The sequence below is a fragment of the Streptomyces sp. NBC_01549 genome, assembly GCF_026339955.1.
Taxonomy (GTDB): domain Bacteria; phylum Actinomycetota; class Actinomycetes; order Streptomycetales; family Streptomycetaceae; genus Streptomyces.
In genome coordinates this window covers 184,661-203,404 of the sequence record NZ_JAPEPW010000004.1, presented here as the reverse complement: position 1 = coordinate 203,404, position 18,744 = coordinate 184,661, and the positions used below count along the sequence as shown (strand labels likewise).

13 protein-coding genes and 4 pseudogenes are annotated in these 18,744 nt (G+C 68.9%); 5 read left to right on the top strand and 12 right to left on the bottom strand.

Annotated features, from left to right (window positions below; all coding sequences use genetic code 11):
- Positions 1–107: 107 nt before the first annotated feature.
- Positions 108–1,097, top strand: a pseudogene (locus OG819_RS58915) (PAS domain-containing protein); the annotation flags it as partial.
- 21 nt (positions 1,098–1,118) lie between these two features.
- Positions 1,119–2,225, top strand: a pseudogene (locus OG819_RS51420) (SpoIIE family protein phosphatase).
- A 57-nt stretch (positions 2,226–2,282) separates the two neighbouring features.
- On the opposite strand, the gene OG819_RS51415 reads toward OG819_RS51420, so the two are convergent.
- Positions 2,283–3,542, bottom strand: coding sequence for a peptidase S8 (locus OG819_RS51415; RefSeq protein WP_266656820.1), 1,260 nt, complete (start codon positions 3,540–3,542; stop codon positions 2,283–2,285).
- A 214-nt stretch (positions 3,543–3,756) separates the two neighbouring features.
- On the opposite strand from OG819_RS51415, the pseudogene OG819_RS51410 reads away from it, so the two are divergent.
- Positions 3,757–3,840, top strand: a pseudogene (locus OG819_RS51410) (TIGR02234 family membrane protein); the annotation flags it as partial.
- A gap of 415 nt (positions 3,841–4,255) precedes the next feature.
- On the opposite strand, the pseudogene OG819_RS51405 reads toward OG819_RS51410, so the two are convergent.
- The 9 genes and pseudogenes from OG819_RS51405 to OG819_RS51365 all read right to left on the bottom strand — a co-directional run bounded on the left by OG819_RS51405 (position 4,256) and on the right by OG819_RS51365 (position 15,918).
- A pseudogene (locus tag OG819_RS51405) lies at positions 4,256–5,619 on the bottom strand (YibE/F family protein).
- A gap of 333 nt (positions 5,620–5,952) precedes the next feature.
- Positions 5,953–6,408 (bottom strand): hypothetical protein, encoded by a 456-nt coding sequence (locus OG819_RS51400; RefSeq protein ID WP_266637388.1) that lies wholly within the window; start codon positions 6,406–6,408, stop codon positions 5,953–5,955.
- A gap of 441 nt (positions 6,409–6,849) precedes the next feature.
- The gene (locus OG819_RS51395; RefSeq protein ID WP_266636784.1) at positions 6,850–7,860 is read right to left on the bottom strand and encodes a LacI family DNA-binding transcriptional regulator; all 1,011 of its coding nucleotides are present in this window, start codon (positions 7,858–7,860) and stop codon (positions 6,850–6,852) included.
- A gap of 42 nt (positions 7,861–7,902) precedes the next feature.
- Positions 7,903–10,179 (bottom strand): alpha-xylosidase, encoded by a 2,277-nt coding sequence (gene yicI / locus OG819_RS51390; RefSeq protein WP_266636786.1) that lies wholly within the window; start codon positions 10,177–10,179, stop codon positions 7,903–7,905.
- Between the two features lie 165 nt (positions 10,180–10,344).
- Positions 10,345–11,109, bottom strand: a complete 765-nt coding sequence (locus OG819_RS51385; protein WP_266637390.1) for a carbohydrate ABC transporter permease — start codon at positions 11,107–11,109, stop codon at positions 10,345–10,347.
- Between the two features lie 53 nt (positions 11,110–11,162).
- Entirely contained in the window at positions 11,163–12,065 is a 903-nt protein-coding gene (locus tag OG819_RS51380; protein WP_266656818.1) for a carbohydrate ABC transporter permease, read from the bottom strand.
- Positions 12,062–13,357, bottom strand: a complete 1,296-nt coding sequence (locus tag OG819_RS51375; protein WP_266636790.1) for an ABC transporter substrate-binding protein — start codon at positions 13,355–13,357, stop codon at positions 12,062–12,064. The genes OG819_RS51380 and OG819_RS51375 overlap by 4 nt, the downstream gene beginning before the upstream one ends.
- A 371-nt stretch (positions 13,358–13,728) precedes the next feature.
- Positions 13,729–14,826 (bottom strand): hypothetical protein, encoded by a 1,098-nt coding sequence (locus OG819_RS51370; protein ID WP_266656801.1) that lies wholly within the window; start codon positions 14,824–14,826, stop codon positions 13,729–13,731.
- A 330-nt stretch (positions 14,827–15,156) separates the two neighbouring features.
- A complete protein-coding gene (locus OG819_RS51365; RefSeq protein WP_266656799.1) occupies positions 15,157–15,918 on the bottom strand; it encodes a carboxypeptidase-like regulatory domain-containing protein in 762 nt (253 codons plus the stop codon).
- A gap of 194 nt (positions 15,919–16,112) precedes the next feature.
- On the opposite strand from OG819_RS51365, the gene OG819_RS51360 reads away from it, so the two are divergent.
- Positions 16,113–16,448 carry a hypothetical protein gene (locus tag OG819_RS51360; protein WP_266656797.1) on the top strand — a complete coding sequence of 112 codons (336 nt, stop codon included), beginning with the start codon at positions 16,113–16,115 and terminating at the stop codon, positions 16,446–16,448.
- A gap of 50 nt (positions 16,449–16,498) precedes the next feature.
- Here OG819_RS51360 and OG819_RS51355 read toward each other — a convergent pair whose 3' ends face one another.
- The gene (locus tag OG819_RS51355) at positions 16,499–17,224 is read right to left on the bottom strand and encodes an IS6 family transposase (RefSeq protein ID WP_266656795.1); all 726 of its coding nucleotides are present in this window, start codon (positions 17,222–17,224) and stop codon (positions 16,499–16,501) included.
- A gap of 222 nt (positions 17,225–17,446) precedes the next feature.
- Here OG819_RS51355 and OG819_RS51350 point away from each other — a divergent pair, with 222 nt between their 5' ends.
- Positions 17,447–17,938 carry a MaoC family dehydratase gene (locus OG819_RS51350; protein ID WP_266656793.1) on the top strand — a complete coding sequence of 164 codons (492 nt, stop codon included), beginning with the start codon at positions 17,447–17,449 and terminating at the stop codon, positions 17,936–17,938.
- 53 nt (positions 17,939–17,991) lie between these two features.
- Here the strand turns inward: OG819_RS51350 and OG819_RS51345 are convergent, their stop codons facing one another.
- Positions 17,992–18,741, bottom strand: coding sequence for a zinc-binding dehydrogenase (locus tag OG819_RS51345; protein WP_266656791.1), 750 nt, complete (start codon positions 18,739–18,741; stop codon positions 17,992–17,994).
- Between the last annotated feature and the right edge of the window lie 3 nt (positions 18,742–18,744).

Below are 18,744 nucleotides of genomic sequence, written 5' to 3'. Positions count from 1 at the left end.
TGTTCCAGTGATCATTCCTCCGCGAGACGGCCTGCCGGGGTTCTACGCTGAACGCCTCGTCAAATCACTCTCCAGGAGGCGTCCTTGCGCACAGCAGGGAGTGACCAGTGACAGATATCCGATCCCTGTCCTGGCCGAACGGCGGCGAGGGCATCGCAGGGAGCGCCACTCCCGCGCTGCCCTCCCACGCCCGGCGGACGGGCGAGCCGGGCGCCAAGGATCCGGGCAGGGAGGAGTCGTCCAACTCTCCGTTCCAGCCGAGCGCCGGCCCCGTGCAGGCGGGGTTCTTCTGCTGGGACGTCGCCACGGGAGAGATCAACTGTGATCCTCTCACCTTCTCCCTCCACGGCCTGCCCGAGGACGGCCCGCCTCATCTCGACAGCTTCTTGTCGAGGATCCCGGAGTCCGATCTGCCCGAGTTCGTCGTCGCGCTGCAGTCGATGGTGGAGTCCGGTGGCGACTACCAGATCGCCTACCGGGTCGCGGCGGGTGAAGGCGTCTGGCGTTCGTTGGAGGCTCGCGGGCGGGTGCTGGCCGACTCGGCAGGAGTGCCGACGACAATGGTCGGGGTGGTGATGGACACCACGGCCGCGCATGAGCGTCAGGAAGCCGAGAGGCGAGGCTTCCACGAAGGGGCGACCCGCAATCGCCGGATGCAACAGCTCACCGCCGCGCTGGCGGCGGCCGTGACGGTCAAGGACATCGTGGCCGCCACGCAGGCAGGACTGCAGGACTTCGGCGCGGATGGGTTTGCCGTGGTGGCGTCGTTGCCCGGTGGGCTGTCCGCCGTGGCCTCCTGCGGCTATTACGACGAGGAGCTGGCAGCCGTCTGCGATGTGCGTCCCGGCGTGCGCTCCCTGCTGCAGGATGCCCTGGCACGCCAGGCTCCGGTGTTCGTCGCTTCCGTCACCGAACTGGCCGCCGCCTACCCGCAGCTGGCACAGGCGGCCGAAAGTTCTCGCCGTCGCGCGTGGGCGGCGATTCCCATGGCGGATTCTCGGGGGCCGACCGGGGTCTGCCTGATGGGGTTCGCCTCGCTCCAGGAGTTCGGTCCCGAGGAGCGGGCCTTGCTGGTTGCCGTCGCCGGACTGCTTGCCCAGTCCCTGGAGCGGGCGAGGATGTACGAGGCACAGCAAGCTCTGGCCACGGAACTGCAGCGTGGAATGCTGCCTCCCGGCCCGCTGTCGGCGCCCGGTTTGACGATTGCCGCACGCTACCAGGCGGCCACCTCGGGCATGTGGATCGGCGGCGACTGGTACGACGCCATCTGCCTTCCCGGCGGCGCGGTTGCACTGGTGATCGGAGATGTCCAGGGCCACAGCGTGCCGGCCGCCTCCCTGATGGGCAAGTTGCGCACGGCTGTGCGCGCCTATGCATGCGAGGGGCATGGTCCGGCTGCCGTGCTGACACGGACCAACCGGCTGCTCGTCGAATTCGACACCGATCCGGACCGGGCCATGTTCGCCACCTGCTGCTATCTGGTGATCGACCCCGCCGAGGGGACGGTCGAAGCCTGCACAGCGGGCCATCCAGCACCTGCCCTGGTCGCTCCAGGTGAGCCACCGCGCCTCCTCGACATCACCAGCGGCCTTCCGCTGGGTGTCGACCCGCAGGCCCGGTACGCGACCAAGCTGACACACATCCGCCCTGGCAGCGTGCTGGCGGTCACGACCGACGGTCTTCTGGAAGCGGCAGAGGGAGACATCGACGCGGGCATCGAAGCATTCCTGGCGGGGCTGGAAAGAGCCACGACGGCCGACCTCGAGGTCCTGGCAGACGAACTCCTCGCCGGGGTACGGCGGACACCGCGCCACAGCGACGACATCGCCCTCCTGCTGGCCCGCCTCAACGCTCCCGCAGCGCACTGAGGACCACCTGCACTTCATGTCCATCGAGCGCTACTCGCACGTGATGGACATTGTGTCCACCGTGACCGGCCGGGTCGCGGCGGGTCGTACCGCCTTCGACGTGCGCTCACGGCCTGCTTCCCGGCCGGCACGCTCTCCGGCGCGCCCAAGCCGCGTGCGATGCAGATCATCGACGAACTCGAGCCGTCCAGGCGGAGGTTGTACAGCGGCTGCGCCAGCTGTCTCGACTTCGCCGGCGACTCCGACACCGCCATCCGTACGGCGCTGTTGCGGGGCGGCACGGTGTACGTCCAGGCCGGAGCCGGCATTGTCGCCGACTCCGACCCGGTCGCGGAGGACAACGGGTGCCGCAACTAGGCGGCCGCCGTCCTCCGCGCGGTGCTTACATCCAACAGGCTTACCTCATAGAGCCGTTCAGCCCGTGAAGGCCGTCGTGCCGTTAGGGACGCCGAGGCCGGTCGGGCCGTCGTAGCCGGTGGTGCCGGTGCACAGGTACGAGCCGGAGCAGCTGCCGTTCGAGCCGCTGGTCACGTCGTACAGTGCCGAGGTGTGGGCGTAGGGGAACGACGCCGGGTACGAGCCGGAGGACGGGGCGCCCGCCAGCGCGTAGGTCGCCGCGATCAGCGGGGCCGAGGCGCTGGTGCCGCCGAAGACCATCCAGCCGGTGGCCTGCCGGTAGCTGTCGTAGACCGCGACGCCGGTGTTCGGGTCGGCGACCGCGGAGACGTCCGCGACGGTCCGCTTGGCGCAGCCGCTGTCGGTCTGCCAGGTGGGCTTGGCGTCGTACGAGGAGCAGCCGGAGCCCGCCCCGCTCCACACCGTGTCGGTCCAGCCGCGTGTGGTGGACGAGGTCTTCAGGGATGTACCGCCCACGGCCGTCACGTACTTGGACGCGGCCGGGTACTCGGCGCCGTAGCCGTTGTCGCCGGAGCTGACGGTGATGGCGACGCCGGGGTGGTTGAAGTACGACGAGTCGTAGGTCGAGTCGCTGGAGGACTCGCTGCCGCCGTAGCTGTTGGAGACGTACTTGGCGCCCAGGCCGACAGCGGTGTTCACGGCCGTGCCGAGGTTCGTCATGGTCGCCGAACTGGCCTCCACCAGAAGGATCTTGCAGTTCGGGCAGGCCGCGCTGACCATGTCGAGGTCGAGGGATATCTCCTCGGCCCAGCCGGAGTCACCGCGCGGATAACTGGTGCCGCCGGTCTGGTTGACCTTCTTGAAGCAGCCGTTGGCGGTGGTGCAGGCGGACAGGCCGTACTGTGAGCGGTAGACGGCCAGGTCGGCCTCGGCGTTCGGGTCGTCGTACGCGTCGACGATGGCCACGGTCTGGCCCGAACCGCCGCTGGAGGAAGGCAGGTTGTACGCGGCCTGCAGCGAGGCGGGGCCGTAGCCCGACGGGGCGGCGGCTGCCGTCAGGTCGCTCTCGGCGTGCGCGGACTTGGGGGTGCCCGCGGTGACGTGCAGCGCCTTGCACGCCATCACGTTCTTCTGCGTCGGGGTCGCACAGGAGTGGGCGACGGTGACGCCGTTCGACGACGGTGAGGTCGAGGGCGCCGCCTGGCCGGCGGGGGCGGCCAGGGCCAGAGCAGCCGTGGCCAAGGAGGCCACGGCGGTGAGAGAAACGGTTCTGCGCAACGTACTTCCTCCGGGAGGTGGGTGAACCAGGGGAGACATGCGGGTGCGCTGGACGGCCGGGACGCGTGATGCGCGTCATGATGGCGCAAAACCTATGAGTGGCTGGAACATGCCAACAAGAAGATCGTTGAAACTGTGACTGCCCTTTGCCGTTCCTGGTCAACTCATGTGTTGTTCCTGAGATGTCCATGACGGAACGGTGGCGCGATCATGGGTTAACGCGCCCCGGGTGAAGCGGATTTCGCGGCGCTCGAGCGACGGCTCCGCCCTCGACGAGATGGCCGCGGCCGCCCCCGGCGACACCGCCGCCATTGCGAGCGCTCTCAGCCACACCGCCTAGCCCTACGCCGCCGCGGCGGGCGGCGCGCTCGTTCTCCTCGCGGGCTGCTCGCGCCCCACCCCCACGCTCATCTCCCCGGCCCTGGACATCCCGTTCCTCGTGCTGCGGAACTCACCCTTCCGGGGCCTCGACACCGCCGCCTCCATGTCGACCGGTACCGAGGAGCCCGCGACCCCGTGACGATCGACAACCGGCCCAGTACTGGGACCCGCTATGGCCATCCGGGCGCCGCTACCGCCGCCTCGGCCCCGAAGACAGCAGCTGACCGGCCAGTGGTCCGGGTGCGCGTGGCTGATGACCAGGGGAGGACGCTGTCCGGGTTGTCCGTCTCCAGGACGAGTGCCGCTTTTCCATGCCGAGGCGGACCAGGCGATGGATTAGGCGGCCCGGGCGCACCTTGAAGAGATCGCTCTCAACGCTTCCGCCGACGTCCGCCCCGGCCCGCAGCCGCTCCGCCGGCCGCCACCGCGGCCGGAGTCGCTGATTCGGTCTGCGGACCGGGCCGGTCCGCCGAGACCACCAGAGCCGCAAGGGCCGTGGTGACCGGCACCGAGGCGACCAGGCCGATCGATCCGACCAGCGTGCGCACGATCTCCTCGGCGACCAGCTCGCTGTTGGCGACCGTGCCGACCCCGCTCTGGGCGATGGAGAAGAGCAGCAGCGGCAGCGCGGCACCCGCGTAGGCGAGGACGAGGGTGTTGACGACGGAGGCGATGTGGTCGCGGCCGATGCGGATGCCGGCGCGGTACAGCCCGCGCCAACCCATCGTCGGGTTGGCCTCGTGCAGCTCCCAGACGGCTGACGTCTGCGTGACCGTGACGTCGTCGAGCACGCCGAGGGAGCCGATGATGACGCCGGCGAGCAGCAGTCCGCTCATGTCGATCGACGGATACAGGCCGTGGATCAGGCCGGTGCTGTCGTCCGTATTGCCGGTGAGGGCGGCCCAGCCGATGAACTGCGAGCCCAGGATGCCGATCAGCAGCAGCGAGACCAGCGTGCCGAGCACCGCCACCGACGTGCGGGCCGACAGGCCGTGGCACATGTAGAGCGCGATGAGCAAGATGGCGCTCGACCCGATCACCGCCACGAGCAGCGGATTCGAGCCCTGCAGGATTGCCGGCAGGATGAAGAAGTTCAGCACCATGAAGCTGATGGCCAGGGCGGCCAGCGCCATCACGCCGCGCAGCCGGCCCAGTACCACGACGGCGAGCGCGAAGATGTCGGCCAGTAGACCCATCGGGAATCGGCGGTTCACGTCGGCGACCGAGTACTGCAGATCCTTGGGCGCGGAGGGCTCGTAGGCGGCCACGACCTTCGCGCCCTGGTGCAGCTGCCGCGACTGGGCGGGCTGCACGATCTCGTTGAACGTACGGCCCGTGTCCTTGCCCGTGTCGACCCGGATCGTGGCCTTGTGGCAGGTGCCGTTCGCCTCCTGCTGCGCCGAGGTGCCCTCGGCGGTGGAGGTGTCGCCGGTCGGGTGTCGCCGGAGGCGTTCACCGACTTGCAGCTCACTTCGACGACCTTGGTGACCGTGGCCTGCTGCGTCTGGCGGTCGAAGCCGACGCCGGTGCGCGCGTGGGACGGGGCGCCGCCGGGCCAGAGCACGACGAGCCCCACCACGACGGCGGCGGTGAAGGGGATCAGGATCGCCGCGATGAGCTTGCGCAGATGCCGCGAGACGGGGGCGGCAGGCCCGTGGCTGTGGCTGTGCGCGTGTCCGTTGCCGTCGGCGCCCGCTCCGGGGCCGTGGTCGGAGCCATGCCCGGTGCCAGCCATCTCGGCGCGCCCGTTGCCCACCCACCGTGTCACGGTGGTGCGGTGTATCCCGTTGCCGCCGGCCAGGTCGCCCGGCCGCTGGTCACAGCGCAGCACCGCCAGCACGATGGCGGCGATCTTCCCCGCGGGCAGGGCCTGCCACCGCGAGCCGATCTTCTTCAGGTGGCCGCGTACCAGGTCGGCGAGCCAGTTCAGGGTGGCACTCGACAGCGGCAGGCGAGCGGTGTAGACAAGGCTGTCAGGGCCCTCGGCATGGTTGTTTTTCTTCACACCAAACTCAACTGCCGCCGGGGGTCCGCCAGTTACGCCCCGTCGGCGTCCGTTCCGGCGTGGCTACGGGCGTGCGGTGAACCGCCCGTCGCCTCGTTTGTGCAGCCAGCCACGGTCGGCGAGCTTGGTCAGCTTCGCGCGCAGCGGTTCCAGCTTGCCGCGCACTGTCACCTGAAGGCCCAGTTCCTCGCCGACATCCCTGACCTGGACCGGGCCGTCGGCAGCCCGCGCGATCGCCAGGATCCTGCGGTAGTCACCAGGCAGGGCGGCCTCGTCGGGAGTTTCGCTGCGGTGCGGGATCAGCAGGACCGCCCGCCCCGCCACCCGGGCGGGAGTCGGGGCGACAGCCGCGGTGGCCTGCGCCGCGGCCCGGTCCTGCTCAGCCAGCCGGTTCAGGACCCGCTCGGCGATCACCAGCTCCTCCCGTTCGGCCCGGACCTCCTGAAGCTGCTTGGCTAACTGCTCAGCGAGCACGTCCAGTTCATTCCGGCGAGCCGTGATCCGCTCCAGCTCCTGCATACCCACGCCCACCCCCGTGCTTTCCCGGCGTACTGACCGGTGACGGATCGTAAGAGCGGCACGGCGGTCGGCGCAGCAGAACCCGACAACGCCTCCGGCCGACACGCCAGACGATCTTCACCGTGGATACCGGCCGACGACCAGCGTGAGTATCCCGCCCACCCCTCACACCAGACCCGCGACCTGCAACTTCACGATGCACAGTGCTCATTGAGTCCCACCGAGATCAGACGCCTGATCACCCGCCGCACCAGCCGCCGCCCGGCACCAGCCGACCACATCCTGCACTGGTCACACTGGCGCCGAAGACGGCAGCACCCAGCCCGCACCGGCGACTGCACCCGATGCGGACACAGTCCCTGAGCTGCCCGGCAATCGGATCAGTCACCGTTTGCCGTACTGACGCCCGTCCCCGCGGTGTGGGCCGGTTCGGCGCCGGGATCAGCGCGACTGCGGCGGCGCGGTGGTGGAGCGCGGGGTGAGACGGGCGGGCAGCACGGTCGTCTCCGGGGCGTCCTGGCCGACGAGCTTGGCCATGAGCAGGTCGACCGCCAGGGTGCCGATCTCGCCCGAGGGGATGGACACCGAGGTAATGGGCACGGGTGCCTGCTCGGCCGTCTCGTCCGGGCAGATCGCGATGACCGACAGGTCCTGCGGAACGCGCAGGCCCATGGCGGTGAAGGACGCGATGAGCTGCTGAGTGACCGGTTCGTTGTGGACGACGACCGCGGTGAGCGACGGATCCTCGCGGACCAGCAGCTCGGCCATCGCACGGGCCGCGGCCGGCGTCTCGGAGCAGGGGTGCACGGAGGAGCGCACCCCGAGCCGGTCGGCGGCGTGCGTGAAGCCCGCGGCGACGCGGCGGGCGAACCCGGTACCGCGCACGTACACCTCGGGCGGCGACCCGATCAGGGCGACGCTGCGGTGCCCGAGTGCGGCGAGGTAGTCCACGCAGGCCTCGCCGGCGCCCTGGAAGTCCAGGTCGATGCAGGTCAGCCCGGTCGGGTCGGCCGGGAAGCCGATGAGCACGGACGGCCGGTCGAGGGTCCGCAGCAAGGGAAGCCTACGGTCCTCGACCTCCACGTCCATGATGATGAACCCGTCGGCCATCGCGCTCTCGGCGACGCGGACGATGCCCTCCTCGCCCTCGCCCTGGGTGAGGAGGAGCACGTCGTGGTCGTGTTCCCTGGCCGCGGTGAGCACCGACGTGGCGAACTGCATGACCACGGGGACGTGGACGCCCTTGCGCAGGGGCAGCACGAGGGCGAGCACCCGGGACCGGTTGCTGGCCAGGGACCGGGCCCCGGCGTGCGGCCGGTAGCCCAGGACGCGGATGCTCTCCTCGATGCGCTGCCGGGTCTCCGGGGAGATCGGCCGCTTCCCGCTGAGCGCGTAGCTGACGGTGCTCGGGGACACGTTGGAGTGCCGCGCCACGTCAGTGATCTTGACCATGCAACTCCCTTGTCGATGGGGTGTGTCGGGCAGCTGTGGCCGTCAGGACTCGGACAGCTCCAGGGTAAGGACGGAGGTGCCCGCTTCGGCCCGGGCCGCGGGACCGCCCGCGACCTCGACGCTCCAGGGCAGGGAGGCGTCGGAGGTCTCGGCCCTCAGTGTGCCGCCCTCGCGGACGATGGTGATCTCCACCGCGGCGCTGCCGTCCTCGCGGGGCACACGCACTGTGCTCCGGGAGCCGTCGGCGGGCTGGAAGACGCGGATGGTCACGTCGTTTGCCCAGGTGTAGTCCGGGCGGTCATGGACCGCTCCGACCGGGATCGCGGCGCCGGGACGTGCCAGCAGTGGGACGCCGAAGTAGTCGTGGCTCTCGCGCACCCAACGGGGCCCGGTGACCGTGCGGCCGGTGACGAAGTGGGTCCAGGTGCCCTCGGGCACGTAGTAGGAGACCTCGCCGGTCTCCGAGAAGACCGGCGCCACCAGCAGGTCCGTGCCGAGCATGTACTGGCGCTCCAGCGGTGCGCAGGCCGGGTCGTCCGGGAACTCCAGGACCATGGCGCGCATCATGGGGAAGCCCTGGGTGTGCGCCTCGTACGCGGCCCCGTACAGGTAGGGCATGAGGCTCAGCTTGAGTTCGGTGAACGTGCGCAGTACGTCCACCGCCTCCTCGTCGAAGAGCCACGGCACGCGGTACGAGGACGAACCGTGCAGGCGGCTGTGCGAGGAGAGCATGCCGAAGGCGACCCAGCGCTTGAACAGGCCGGCGTCCGGGCGTCCCTCGAAGCCGCCGATGTCGTGGCTCCAGTAACCGAATCCGGAAAGACCCAGGGATAGGCCGCCGCGCAGAGACTCCGCCATGGACTCCCAGGTGGATTCGCAGTCGCCGCCCCAGTGCACCGGGAACTGCTGGCCGCCGGCGGTGGCCGAGCGGGCGAAGAGCACGGCCTCGCCCTCGCCGCGGTGCTTGCGCAGGACGTCGAAGACGGTCTGGTTGTACAGCTGCGTGTAGTAGTTGTGCATGCGCTCCGGGTCGGAGCCGTCGAAGTACGCGACGTCGGTGGGGACGCGCTCGCCGAAGTCGGTCTTGAAGCAGTCGACGCCCATCTCGAGCAGGGCCTCGAGCTTGGAGGCGTACCAGGCGCAGGCGTCCGAGTTGGTGAAGTCGACCAAGGCCATGCCGGGCTGCCACAGGTCCCACTGCCACACACTGCCGTCAGGGCGCTTGAGCAGGTATCCGGCGGCCTTGCCCTCGGCGAACAGCGGGGAGCGCTGGGCGATGTACGGGTTGATCCACACACAGATGTGCAGGCCGCGGTCCTTGAGGCGGCGCAGCATCCCCTCCGGGTCGGGGAAGACCCTCGGGTCCCACTCGAAGTCGCACCAGTTGAACTCGCGCATCCAGAAGCAGTCGAAGTGGAAGGCTGAGAGCGGGAGGTCGCGCTCGGCCATGCCGTCGACGAATCCGGTGACGGTCTGCTCGTCGTAGGAGGTGGTGAAGGAGGTGGTCAGCCACAGTCCGAAGGACCAGGCGGGCGGCAGCGCCGGCCGGCCGGTCAGGGCGGTGTACTTGCTGAGGATCTCCTTGGGGGTGGGCCCGTGGATGACGTAGTACTGCAGCTGCTGGCGCTCGGCGCTGAACTGGACGCGTGAGACCTGCTCCGAAGCGACCTCGAAGGAGACCTTGCCCGGATCGTCGACGAAGACCCCGTAGCCGGCGTCGGTGAGGTAGAAGGGGATGTTCTTGTAGGCCTGTTCGCTGCTGGTGCCGCCGTCGGCGTTCCAGATGTCGACGGTCTGGCCGTTCTTGACCAGCGGTCCGAAGCGCTCGCCGAGCCCGTACACGGATGTGCCGACGTTCAGCCGCAGCTGCTCGCGCACGTAGTGCCGTCCCTCGCCCGTCTCCATCAGGGCCATGGCCTTGATGTCGCTGCTGGTGAGGGTGCGGCCGTCGGCCTGGAACGCCATGCGCCAGTTGTCGTCGAGGCTGAAGCGCACGCTCAACTCGCCGGAGGTGAGGGTGGCTTCCTTCTCGTCGACGGACACGACGGCGTCATGGGGTTCGTGGGTGAGGGCGAAGTGCGGGCCGGTGTCGACCTCGCCTGCGAAGTGGGTGATCCGTACGCCGATCACGCCGGGCATCGGGGCGGTGGCGTCGATGGTGACGACCGGGCCCTTGAGGAGGTCGCCGCGGCGCTGGATGTGCTGGGTGGGGGCGTAGACCGTGAGCGATCCCGGACCGGGGACGGCATCGAGGACTTCAGCCGGATAGGCCGCCGTGACGCCTTCCCGCAGGAGCCAGTATCCGTCGGTGAACTTCATGGTCGATGCCTTTCACGGTGGGGCTATCGATGTGCGCAGTACGGGGTGGGGGAACAGGGCGCTCTGCCTTCCGCCCGAGGGGGCGGGCGGAAGGCAGAGCGGCTCCCGGGCGGCGAGGTGTTCGCGCCCGGGAGGGGTGCGCGGACGTGGCCGTCCGGGCACGGGTCACTTCACGGCGCCCACGGCGATGCCCCGGGTCAGGGTCCGCTGGAAGACCAGGAAGAAGACGATGGCAGGCAGCGCGCCGAGCAGGCCGGCCGCGTTGGTCATCGTCGCGTCCATCAGCCGCTGGCCCTGGAGGACACCGAGCGCGACCGAGACGGTCTGGTTGTCGTTGGACGGCAGCATGACCAGGGGCAGCAGGAACTCGTTCCAGGTCCAGATGAAGAAGAACACCATGAGGACACCGAGGGTGGGCCGGCTGACCGGGACCACCATCCGCCACAGGATCTGCCAGCTGTTGGCGCCATCGATCCTGGCCGCCTCGATGATCTCCTTCGGGAAGGCCCCGAGCACGGAGGAGAGGAGGTAGGTGCCGAAGGCCGCCTGGATGACGCTGAAGACGATGATCAGGCTGAGCCTGGTGTCGTAGAGGCCGAGCTCTTTGGACAGGTAGTACAGCGGGTAGATCAGGGCTTCCTGCGGGAGGACGTTGGCCAGCACGAAGAAGCCGAGTATCCAGGCCCGTCCCTTGATCCTGCCGATGCCGATCGCGTACGCGTTGAGCACCGAGAGGATGACGCCGAACACGGCCACCGATCCGGAGATCAGCACCGAGTTCAGGAGCATGCGCCCGAAGTCGACCCGGGTCCAGAAGTCGCTCAGCGCGTTCAGGCTGATGCCGTGGGGCAGGGCGAGCGGACCGTGCGCGGAATAGTCGGCGGGCGACTTCAGCGCGTTGTTGAGCACGATCAGAAGCGGCAGCACCATGAAGATCGCACCGAGGATGATCGCCACCAGCACCGGGTAGCGTTTTACCGCCTTCACTGTTCGTCCTCCGCGCGGGTCTGGAAGCGCAACCCGACCATGGTCAGCGTCAGGATGATGACGGTGAGCACCGTCGCGATCGCCGAGCCGTAGCCGACGTCGGTCTTCTCGAAGAAGGTCGAGAAGGAGAAGTAGGACGGCACGATGGTCGAGTCGGCGGGTCCGCCCTTGGTCAGGACGTAGACGGCACCGAAGACCTTGAGCGCCGCGATGGTGCACCAGAGCATCACCACGTAGATCTCGGGCCGGATCTGGGGCAGCGTCACATGCCAGAACCGCTGCCACCAGTTCGTCCCGTCCAGCTCGGCCGCCTCGTACAGCGACGGATCGGCCCGCTGGAGCCCCGCCATGAAGATCACGACGGGGAAGCCCAGCTGCACCCACACCATCACGGCCATCACGCTCCACAGCGCGAACTTCGGGTCACCCAGCCAGTCCTGCTGGAGCGAGCCCAGGCCCACCGCCTTCAGCAGCTCGTTGAGCGAGCCGTTGTCGGGGGCCAGGACCCAGCTCCAGACGATGCCGGCCACGGTGATCGGCAGGACCTGGGGAAGGTAGAAGCAGGCCCGCAGTACGCTGGCCAGCTTCGAGCCGAAGTGCTTGGCGATGAAGTCGAACAGGACCGCGGCCACGACGAGGCCGACCGCGGTGGGGATCACCGCCATCGCCGCGACCATGGCGACGCTGTGCCTGAAGGACTCCCAGAACCGCGAGTCCTTCAGCAGCTCCTGGTAGTTGTCCAGCCCGGCCCAGGTGGGCGAGCCGACGCCCTGCCAGCGCGTGAAGCTGAAATAGACGTTCATCCCGAACGGAACGACGATGACCGCCAGAAACGCGACGACACCGGGGATCAGGTAGAGCGAGTACGGGTTGCGCAGCCGGATAGGTCGTGCGCTCATGACGTGGGGGCACCCGCGTCATAGGCCTTCTGCAGCTCGTCGAGCACCTTGTCGGGGCTCGCGCTGCCGGTGATCAACTTCTGCGTGGCGGAGACCAGGACGTCGTAGAAGCCGGGGATCGGCCAGTCGGGGTAGAAGGCCAGCCCGTCCTCGGAGGAGACCTTGTTGAAGTTCTCGATCAGGCCCTTGGAGCTCGGGTCGGTGATCGCCGACGGGTCGGCCGCGACGGGGACGCCGCCGTGGTTGCCCAGGGTGTTCTGGATCTGCTTCTTCAGCGTGATGTTGATGAAGTCATAGGCCAGCTGCTTGTTCTTGGCGTTCTTGGGGACGACCCACAGGTTGCCGCCGGAGCCGAGGGTGAGCTTGGACCCGGGCCACAGGAAGGAGCCCCACTTGAACTTGTTCTCGGTGTTGAAGCGTCCGAACCACCAGGTGCCGGAGAAGAAGATGGGCGCCTTGCCACTGATGAAGGAGACGCCGGCGTCCTCGGCCTTCGCGCCGCTGCTGGTCTTGGCGATGTAGCCCTTCTTGACCCAGTCCGCGAAGGTGTTGGCGGCGTAGGTCCAGGCGGCGTCGTGGAAGTTGACCTTGCCCTTGTAGAGCTCGTAGGAGTCCACCCAGCTGCGGTCGGCCTTGGACAGGGCGAGCTGGTACAGGTACTGCTGGGCGGGGTACTCGGCGCCGCCGTTGGCGAGCGGGGTGATGCCCTTGGCCTTGAAGGCGTCCAGCGCGTCGGTGAACTCGGCGAGCGTGGTGGGGACCTTCACGTGGTTCTTCGCGAAGAGGTCCTTGTTGTAGTACACCATCGTGTACTCGCCGAAGTTCGGGATGCCGTACCAGTTGCCCGAGCCCATGACGCCCTTGGCATCGTACTTACTGGTGGTGGTCACGCTCGGGCTGAGCAGCTTGTCCCAGCCGTACTTGGTGACCTGGGGCGTGAGGTCGGTGAGCAGGCCCTGCTTGGCCAGAAGGCCGGCGGTGGCATTGCCCTTGTTGTATTCCATGACGTCGGGGGCGTTGCTGGAGTTCAGCACCATCGAGGCGGTCTTCTGGACCTGCTCGAAGCCCTTCGCCTCGAACTCGACCTTGACACCGGGGTGGGTCTTCTTGAACTCGGTTATCGCCTGGTCCCAGGCGACGCCCATGGCGCTGTCCGGGCCCTCGTAGTGCCAGAGCTTGAGGGTCTTGCCGTCGCCCTCGGCACTGTCGCCGGAGCTTCCGCAAGAAGTGACCAGCAGCGTGCCCGCAAGGACAGCCGCGGCGATTGCCGCCGATCTGCGCACCTTCATCATTGAACGTGACCTCCACCTGAGCCGGACGAACGGTGTGATTGCCGCGTCGAATGGATTCGACGCGGCAATCGAAGCGCTTCGACGGGGGACGGTATGTAAGGCCCCGGGTATATGTCAATGGTCTTAACAAATCATCTCCTTGGGGTTTCGTGAACCCGGCGAAACCGTCAACCTCGTGAACCTCTCCGCCGGGCCTGCCGCAGGCAGAACTGCCGCGCCGGCGCTGTCACGTCGGCCGGCCCGGCGGGATGGTCTTCTGGCTGATCACGGTGGAGGCGAAGCCGTCCGTGGAGAGCGCGTCGCCGTCATACGAGGGGGCAGCACCGGCAGCCGGTCGAGGTGTTCGTCAGGATCGGCTGGCAGGAGCTGAACTACCCGTGGCGGGCCGTCGGCCAGGACGGCAACGTACCCGGCATCCTCCTCCACAACCGGCGGGACAAGGCCGCCGCCCCGGGCACCGAGCCGGAACGACCACCCGCTTCGCCGTCTGGGACCATGCCGGCGAAGTCGTCGGCAGGGGCGCAGCGGCCCCGGATCCGACACCCGGGCCAGCCGAGCCCTGACACACCATCGGGCTCTCGCGCACCCGGCAACGTGACAACGCCCTGTCGCGGGATCCCGCGCCGTCGCCGCACCGCCGGGGGCGGGCCGCCGTCGCAGAGCTTGCCGTTGACGAAGCCGTGGGCCGGGGCCTCCCGGGTGTCGGAGGCGGATGCCCGCTGCGTCCAGGCTCCGGTCCTCGGGTCGTAGCTGTACAGCTCGTTGGTGTCGGAGGTGCCGTTGAAGCCGAAGCCGCTGTAGATCTTTCCGTCGTAGCTGTCGACGGAGTTGTCCTGGGTGGGGACGGGCAGGTCGGGGGCCGCCTGCCAGGCGTCGCCGGCTGCCGGGGCGGCCGGCGGGGAGGCGGCCGCGGCGCGGGCCGCGGCCGGTGCCTTCGTCATCGACAGGTGCCAGTCGGCGCCCTTGACGCGCCGGAGCGCCGCACCCTGGGCGGCGATCGTGGTGCCCCCGGCGTGCTCCTTCAGCTTCAAGGTGGCAGCGGCGCCGCCGGTGTTGGTCACCGTCAGCGTCTTGGTGGCCTGCTTGCCGAAGGCCACCGTGGCCTTCAACTCCCCTGGTTTGACCACGAGTTGCTCGGTCTGGAGAGTGAACGCGGCCTTGGCGGTGCTGTCCCCGATCACCGTCGGGCTCTTCGACGCAGAGGTGTATGGGTACTTGGACGCGGTCAGGTTCCGCTTTCCGGACTGGTCGAAGAACCAGTAGAAGCCGTCGCCGACCGACGGGTCCTCAGGTGTGGCGGTGCTCGTCGCGCCGGCGCCCGAGGTGTCCGCGACCCGGACACCGGCGATGCCCTTGCCCGTGTTGGCGTCGGTGACCGTGCCGGGCAGCAACCGCAGGCCGCGGTTGCCCACGAAGACGTCGTCGACCTTCCACCAGTTGGTCCAGTCGCCGGCGAAGTGGAACCGCAACCGCACCGCGGACCGGCCCGCGTACTCGGTCAGCGGGACGTCGACGGTCGCCGGCCCGGGGACGTCGGCCGGCTGCGGGGGCGCCGTCCAGACGCTGTTCCAGGTACTGCCGCCGTCGGTGGTGATGTCGACCGAGGCGTTCTGTCCGAACGAGCCGCGGTAGTCGGTCCGGAACGAGATCTCCGGACTGCTCCGGTCGGTGAAGTCCAGGACCGGGGTGACCAGACTGGAGTCCTGCTTGGTGCCGAACCCGTAGTGGTCGCTGTCCAGTACGGCGAAGCGGCCCGTGCCGCCGGTGGTGTTGCCGCGGTTGCCCGGGTCGTCGAACTCTCAGCCGCCGGTGGTTCCTTCGGCGTTGTCGACGCTCCAGCCGGGCGGGGTCGACGGGGCGTCGAAGCCCTGGGTGGCGCCGGTCAGTTGCGGGGCGTAGCCGGGCGCGGTGATGTTCCAGGAGTCGGCGGACAGCGGGATGTTCTTGGTGACCGCGGTCTTGGCGACCTGGGCCGAGGCGGTGGCCGGCAGGTAGCCGGGGTAGGCGCTCGTCACGTGGAAGGTGTAGTCGCTGCCCTGGGGCAGGTCGACGTTGTAGGCGCCGGTGACCGGATCGGTCCACAGCCGGCCGCCGGGCACCCCGTCGATGGTGATCTCGGCGTACAGCGGCCAGTCGTGCCCGGACCCGTCGGTGACCTTACCGGACACGTTCTCGGTCGCGACCGTGGTCAGTGCGAAGTCCTGATGGACCGAGCCGCCGTCGGTGACCTTGATTCCGGTCGCGGCCGCCGCCTGGTGGCCGAAGGCGGTCGCCTGGAAGTCGTAGCTGCCGGCCGGCAGCACCAGCCGATACGCGCCCTTGGCGTCGGTGTGCCCGGTGGTCCGGCCGGCGCTGACGGTGGCGCCGGCGATGGGCGCGCCCTTCGCGGCGTCGGTGACGGTGCCGGAGACCACGCCGTGCGCACGGTCGCGGAAGGCGGCGAGGCCGTCGGGGGTAGACGACCGGCACACCGGATCCGCCTCGGCAAAGTGACTGTACGGCCGGCCACGGCCGTCGTCGCGGCCCTCACCCTGGTTGCGGCCGCCCTTGCGCTCATGCACGGCGTCCCCTTCAGCATCGTGTTGCCGGCGGCCGCGCTAGCCCCGCTGCTCGTGGAGCACCTGCCTGACCGGATCGATACCCGTGCCGGCGAGAACGCCCGGATCGTCGAGGCCGAAGCCGCCTCTACCTGCAGCGCCTCACCGCTCTGCACGCCGGCCTCGTCCAGGCCGCCGTCAGCAGCGACCGCTACGAGGTGCGGCGCGCCGTCGAGATCGGCCACCACCAGCTGTTCGACACAGCCAACCTGCTCCAGCGCCACGACACACGCTCGGCCTCCAGCGAGCTCATCGCCCGGGAGCGCCTGATGCTGCAACTCGCCGTCCAGACCCGACAGTTAGTCACGCCCACGCAGGGCGACGCGGCGGCTGCCCGGCATGACCGGTTCGGCGGGCAGCCGCCGCTGGGTCCCTATCCGCCCGGGCCCCGCCGGCGGCCCCAGCCCTCAGCCGAGCACACGACCCCCGTCCCGCCGACGAAGGAGGAAACGAACATGCCCCAGGACGGCGTTGTCACGTTGTTGGGTGCGTGACTGTCTGATGGTGCGTCGGGGTGTGGTGGGTCTGCGGTCCGGGCCTGTGTTCAGGCCGTGGCGGGCCGGTTGGCAGTGCCGGTGATCTGGTCCCAGATGGCGAAGCGGATGGTCATCTCGGCTCGGTGGTCGAAGGCTGTCATCAGGTGGCGGTGGGGTCGGAAGTGGGGTGAGATGCCGCTGAACGCGGACAGGAACCGCTGGGCTCCACCGGTACTGCGGAAGCCCTTCATCGCGCGTTCACGCTGCCTGGTGGGCTGGTGGCTGTTCTCGGCCCGGTTGTTCAGTCCCTTGTGCGAGCGGTGCTCGACGGAGGGCATGACCTCACGGTGGGCCGCGCCGTAGGAACGCAGCTTGTCCGTGACGACCACCCGCGGCACCGCACGCGTCCTCTTCATCAGACGGCGGAAGAAGCGCCGGGCCGCGGCCTTGTCCCGCCGGTTCTGCACGAGGATGTCGAGCACGTTGCCGTCCTGGTCGACGGCCCGCCACAGGTACTTCAGCTCCCCGTTGACCTTGATGAACACCTCGTCCAGATGCCATTTATCCCCGGGCCGGGGACGGCGGCGGCGCAGTCCGTTCACGTAGGCCTGGCCGAACGTGGCGCACCAGCGGCGGATCGTTTCGTAGGAGACGATGACGCCTCGCTGGAGCATCAGCTCCTCGACCTCGCGGAAGCTGAGCGGGAAGCGGAAGTACAGCCACACACAGTGCGAGATCACCTCGACCGGGTACCGGTGCCCCCTGTACGACGGCGACGCACTCCCCACCGACAACCCCCCTACAGCAGATCAACCCGAAGATCATCCCACCCGGTCAGCCAACGTGACAGCGCCACATCCTGGCCGGCGCCGAGCCAGAGCTCGTGGTGGCCCAGGGTGCCTTGGCCAATCCGGGATCACTCAGTGCGTTCCAGGACGCGGCGGTCCGCTACCGTACGCATCATCGTCCACAGAGCGTCACCGAACCGAGCCATGGAACCGAGTGAGAGGGCACCCATGACGACGACCACCCCGGCCACTACCGACAACTTCGCCGCCTCCATCGACGACCGGTACTTCGAGGACTACGTGCCGGGCGCCGTGCACGTCTTCGGCAGCAGCACCCTCACCGAGCAGGACATCCTCGAGTTCGCCCGGCGCTTCGACACCCAGAGCTTTCACACGGATCCGGTGGCGGCGCAGGACGGACCGTTCCAGGGACTGATCGCGAGCGGCTGGCACACCACGGCCGTGATGATGCGCATGTACGCGGACCACTACCTCAGCAAGGTCGCGTCGCTCGCGTCCCCCGGCGTCGACGAAGTGCGCTGGCAACGGCCGGTGCGGCCGGGTGACACCCTGTCGGTCCGGGCCACGATCACCGGGGCCCGCGTGTCGCGGTCCAAGCCCGACCGCGGCCTAGTGCACACCGACGTGGAAGTGCTCAACCAGCACGGTGAGACGGTGCTGACGATGACCATCATGAACATGCTGCGGCGCAGGCCGTAGCGGCCAGTACACCGCTTCGGGCCGCAGGGCCGCACCTCCGCGCTCCCGCATCGCTACGCAAACGTCAGCACGATCTTCCCGATGTGCCGTCCGCCCATCATCTTCCGGAACGCGCCATCGGCCCGCGTGACCGGAAACGGGGTGTAGGGCAATGGCGCCAGCGCGCCCGAAGCGAACAACGGCGCCAGTTCTCCCAAGAGCTCACCGATAAGTTCCGGGCATCGGTCGACCAGCAGCCGGAGATCCACGCTGTGCATGCTGAGGCTGTTGCGGAAGGGACCGAGACCGAGCGCGGCGTCAGCCATGATGTCGCGCTTGCCGATCTCGACGAACCTGCCACGGACCCGGAGCAGCTCCAGGCCGCGGCGCAGCAGCTCTCCCGTAAGGGAGTTGAGGACGACATCGACCCCCTCACCGTCGGTGGCGGCGGGGGTCTCGTCCCCGAATTTCGTGCTGTGGGAGTCCATGACGTGCCGCACGCCATGCTCGTGCAGGTATGTTCGTTTGTCGGGAGTTCCGGCGGTCGCCAGTACCTCGGCTCCCCGTACCCTCGCGATCGCCAGCGCAGCCGACCCCACTCCGCCCGCCGCGGAGTGGATGAGGAGCCGCTCGCCGCGCTGGAGGCCAGCCATGCGCACCAGGCCGTACCAGGCGGTGAGGAACGCGACCGGCACCGTGGCGGCCTGCGCGAAGTCCATGTGGTCGGGCACGGACATGACCGATGTCGCCGGCACGTTGACCTCGGACGCGAAAGCCCCCTCGATCACGGCCGCGACACGGTCGCCGACCTCGAACGCCGTCACTGC

Coding starts and splice junctions, on each gene's coding strand:
- OG819_RS51385 (WP_266637390.1), bottom strand. CDS start 11,109: ATGGTGCTGCCGCTTCTGATCGTGCTCAACAACGCGCTGAAGTCGCCC.
- yicI (WP_266636786.1), bottom strand. CDS start 10,179: ATGAAGTTCACCGACGGATACTGGCTCCTGCGGGAAGGCGTCACGGCG.
- OG819_RS51415 (WP_266656820.1), bottom strand. CDS start 3,542: ATGTCTCCCCTGGTTCACCCACCTCCCGGAGGAAGTACGTTGCGCAGA.
- OG819_RS51400 (WP_266637388.1), bottom strand. CDS start 6,408: ATGCAGGAGCTGGAGCGGATCACGGCTCGCCGGAATGAACTGGACGTG.
- OG819_RS51395 (WP_266636784.1), bottom strand. CDS start 7,860: ATGGTCAAGATCACTGACGTGGCGCGGCACTCCAACGTGTCCCCGAGC.
- OG819_RS51350 (WP_266656793.1), top strand. CDS start 17,447: ATGACGACGACCACCCCGGCCACTACCGACAACTTCGCCGCCTCCATC.
- OG819_RS51380 (WP_266656818.1), bottom strand. CDS start 12,065: ATGAGCGCACGACCTATCCGGCTGCGCAACCCGTACTCGCTCTACCTG.
- OG819_RS51375 (WP_266636790.1), bottom strand. CDS start 13,357: ATGATGAAGGTGCGCAGATCGGCGGCAATCGCCGCGGCTGTCCTTGCG.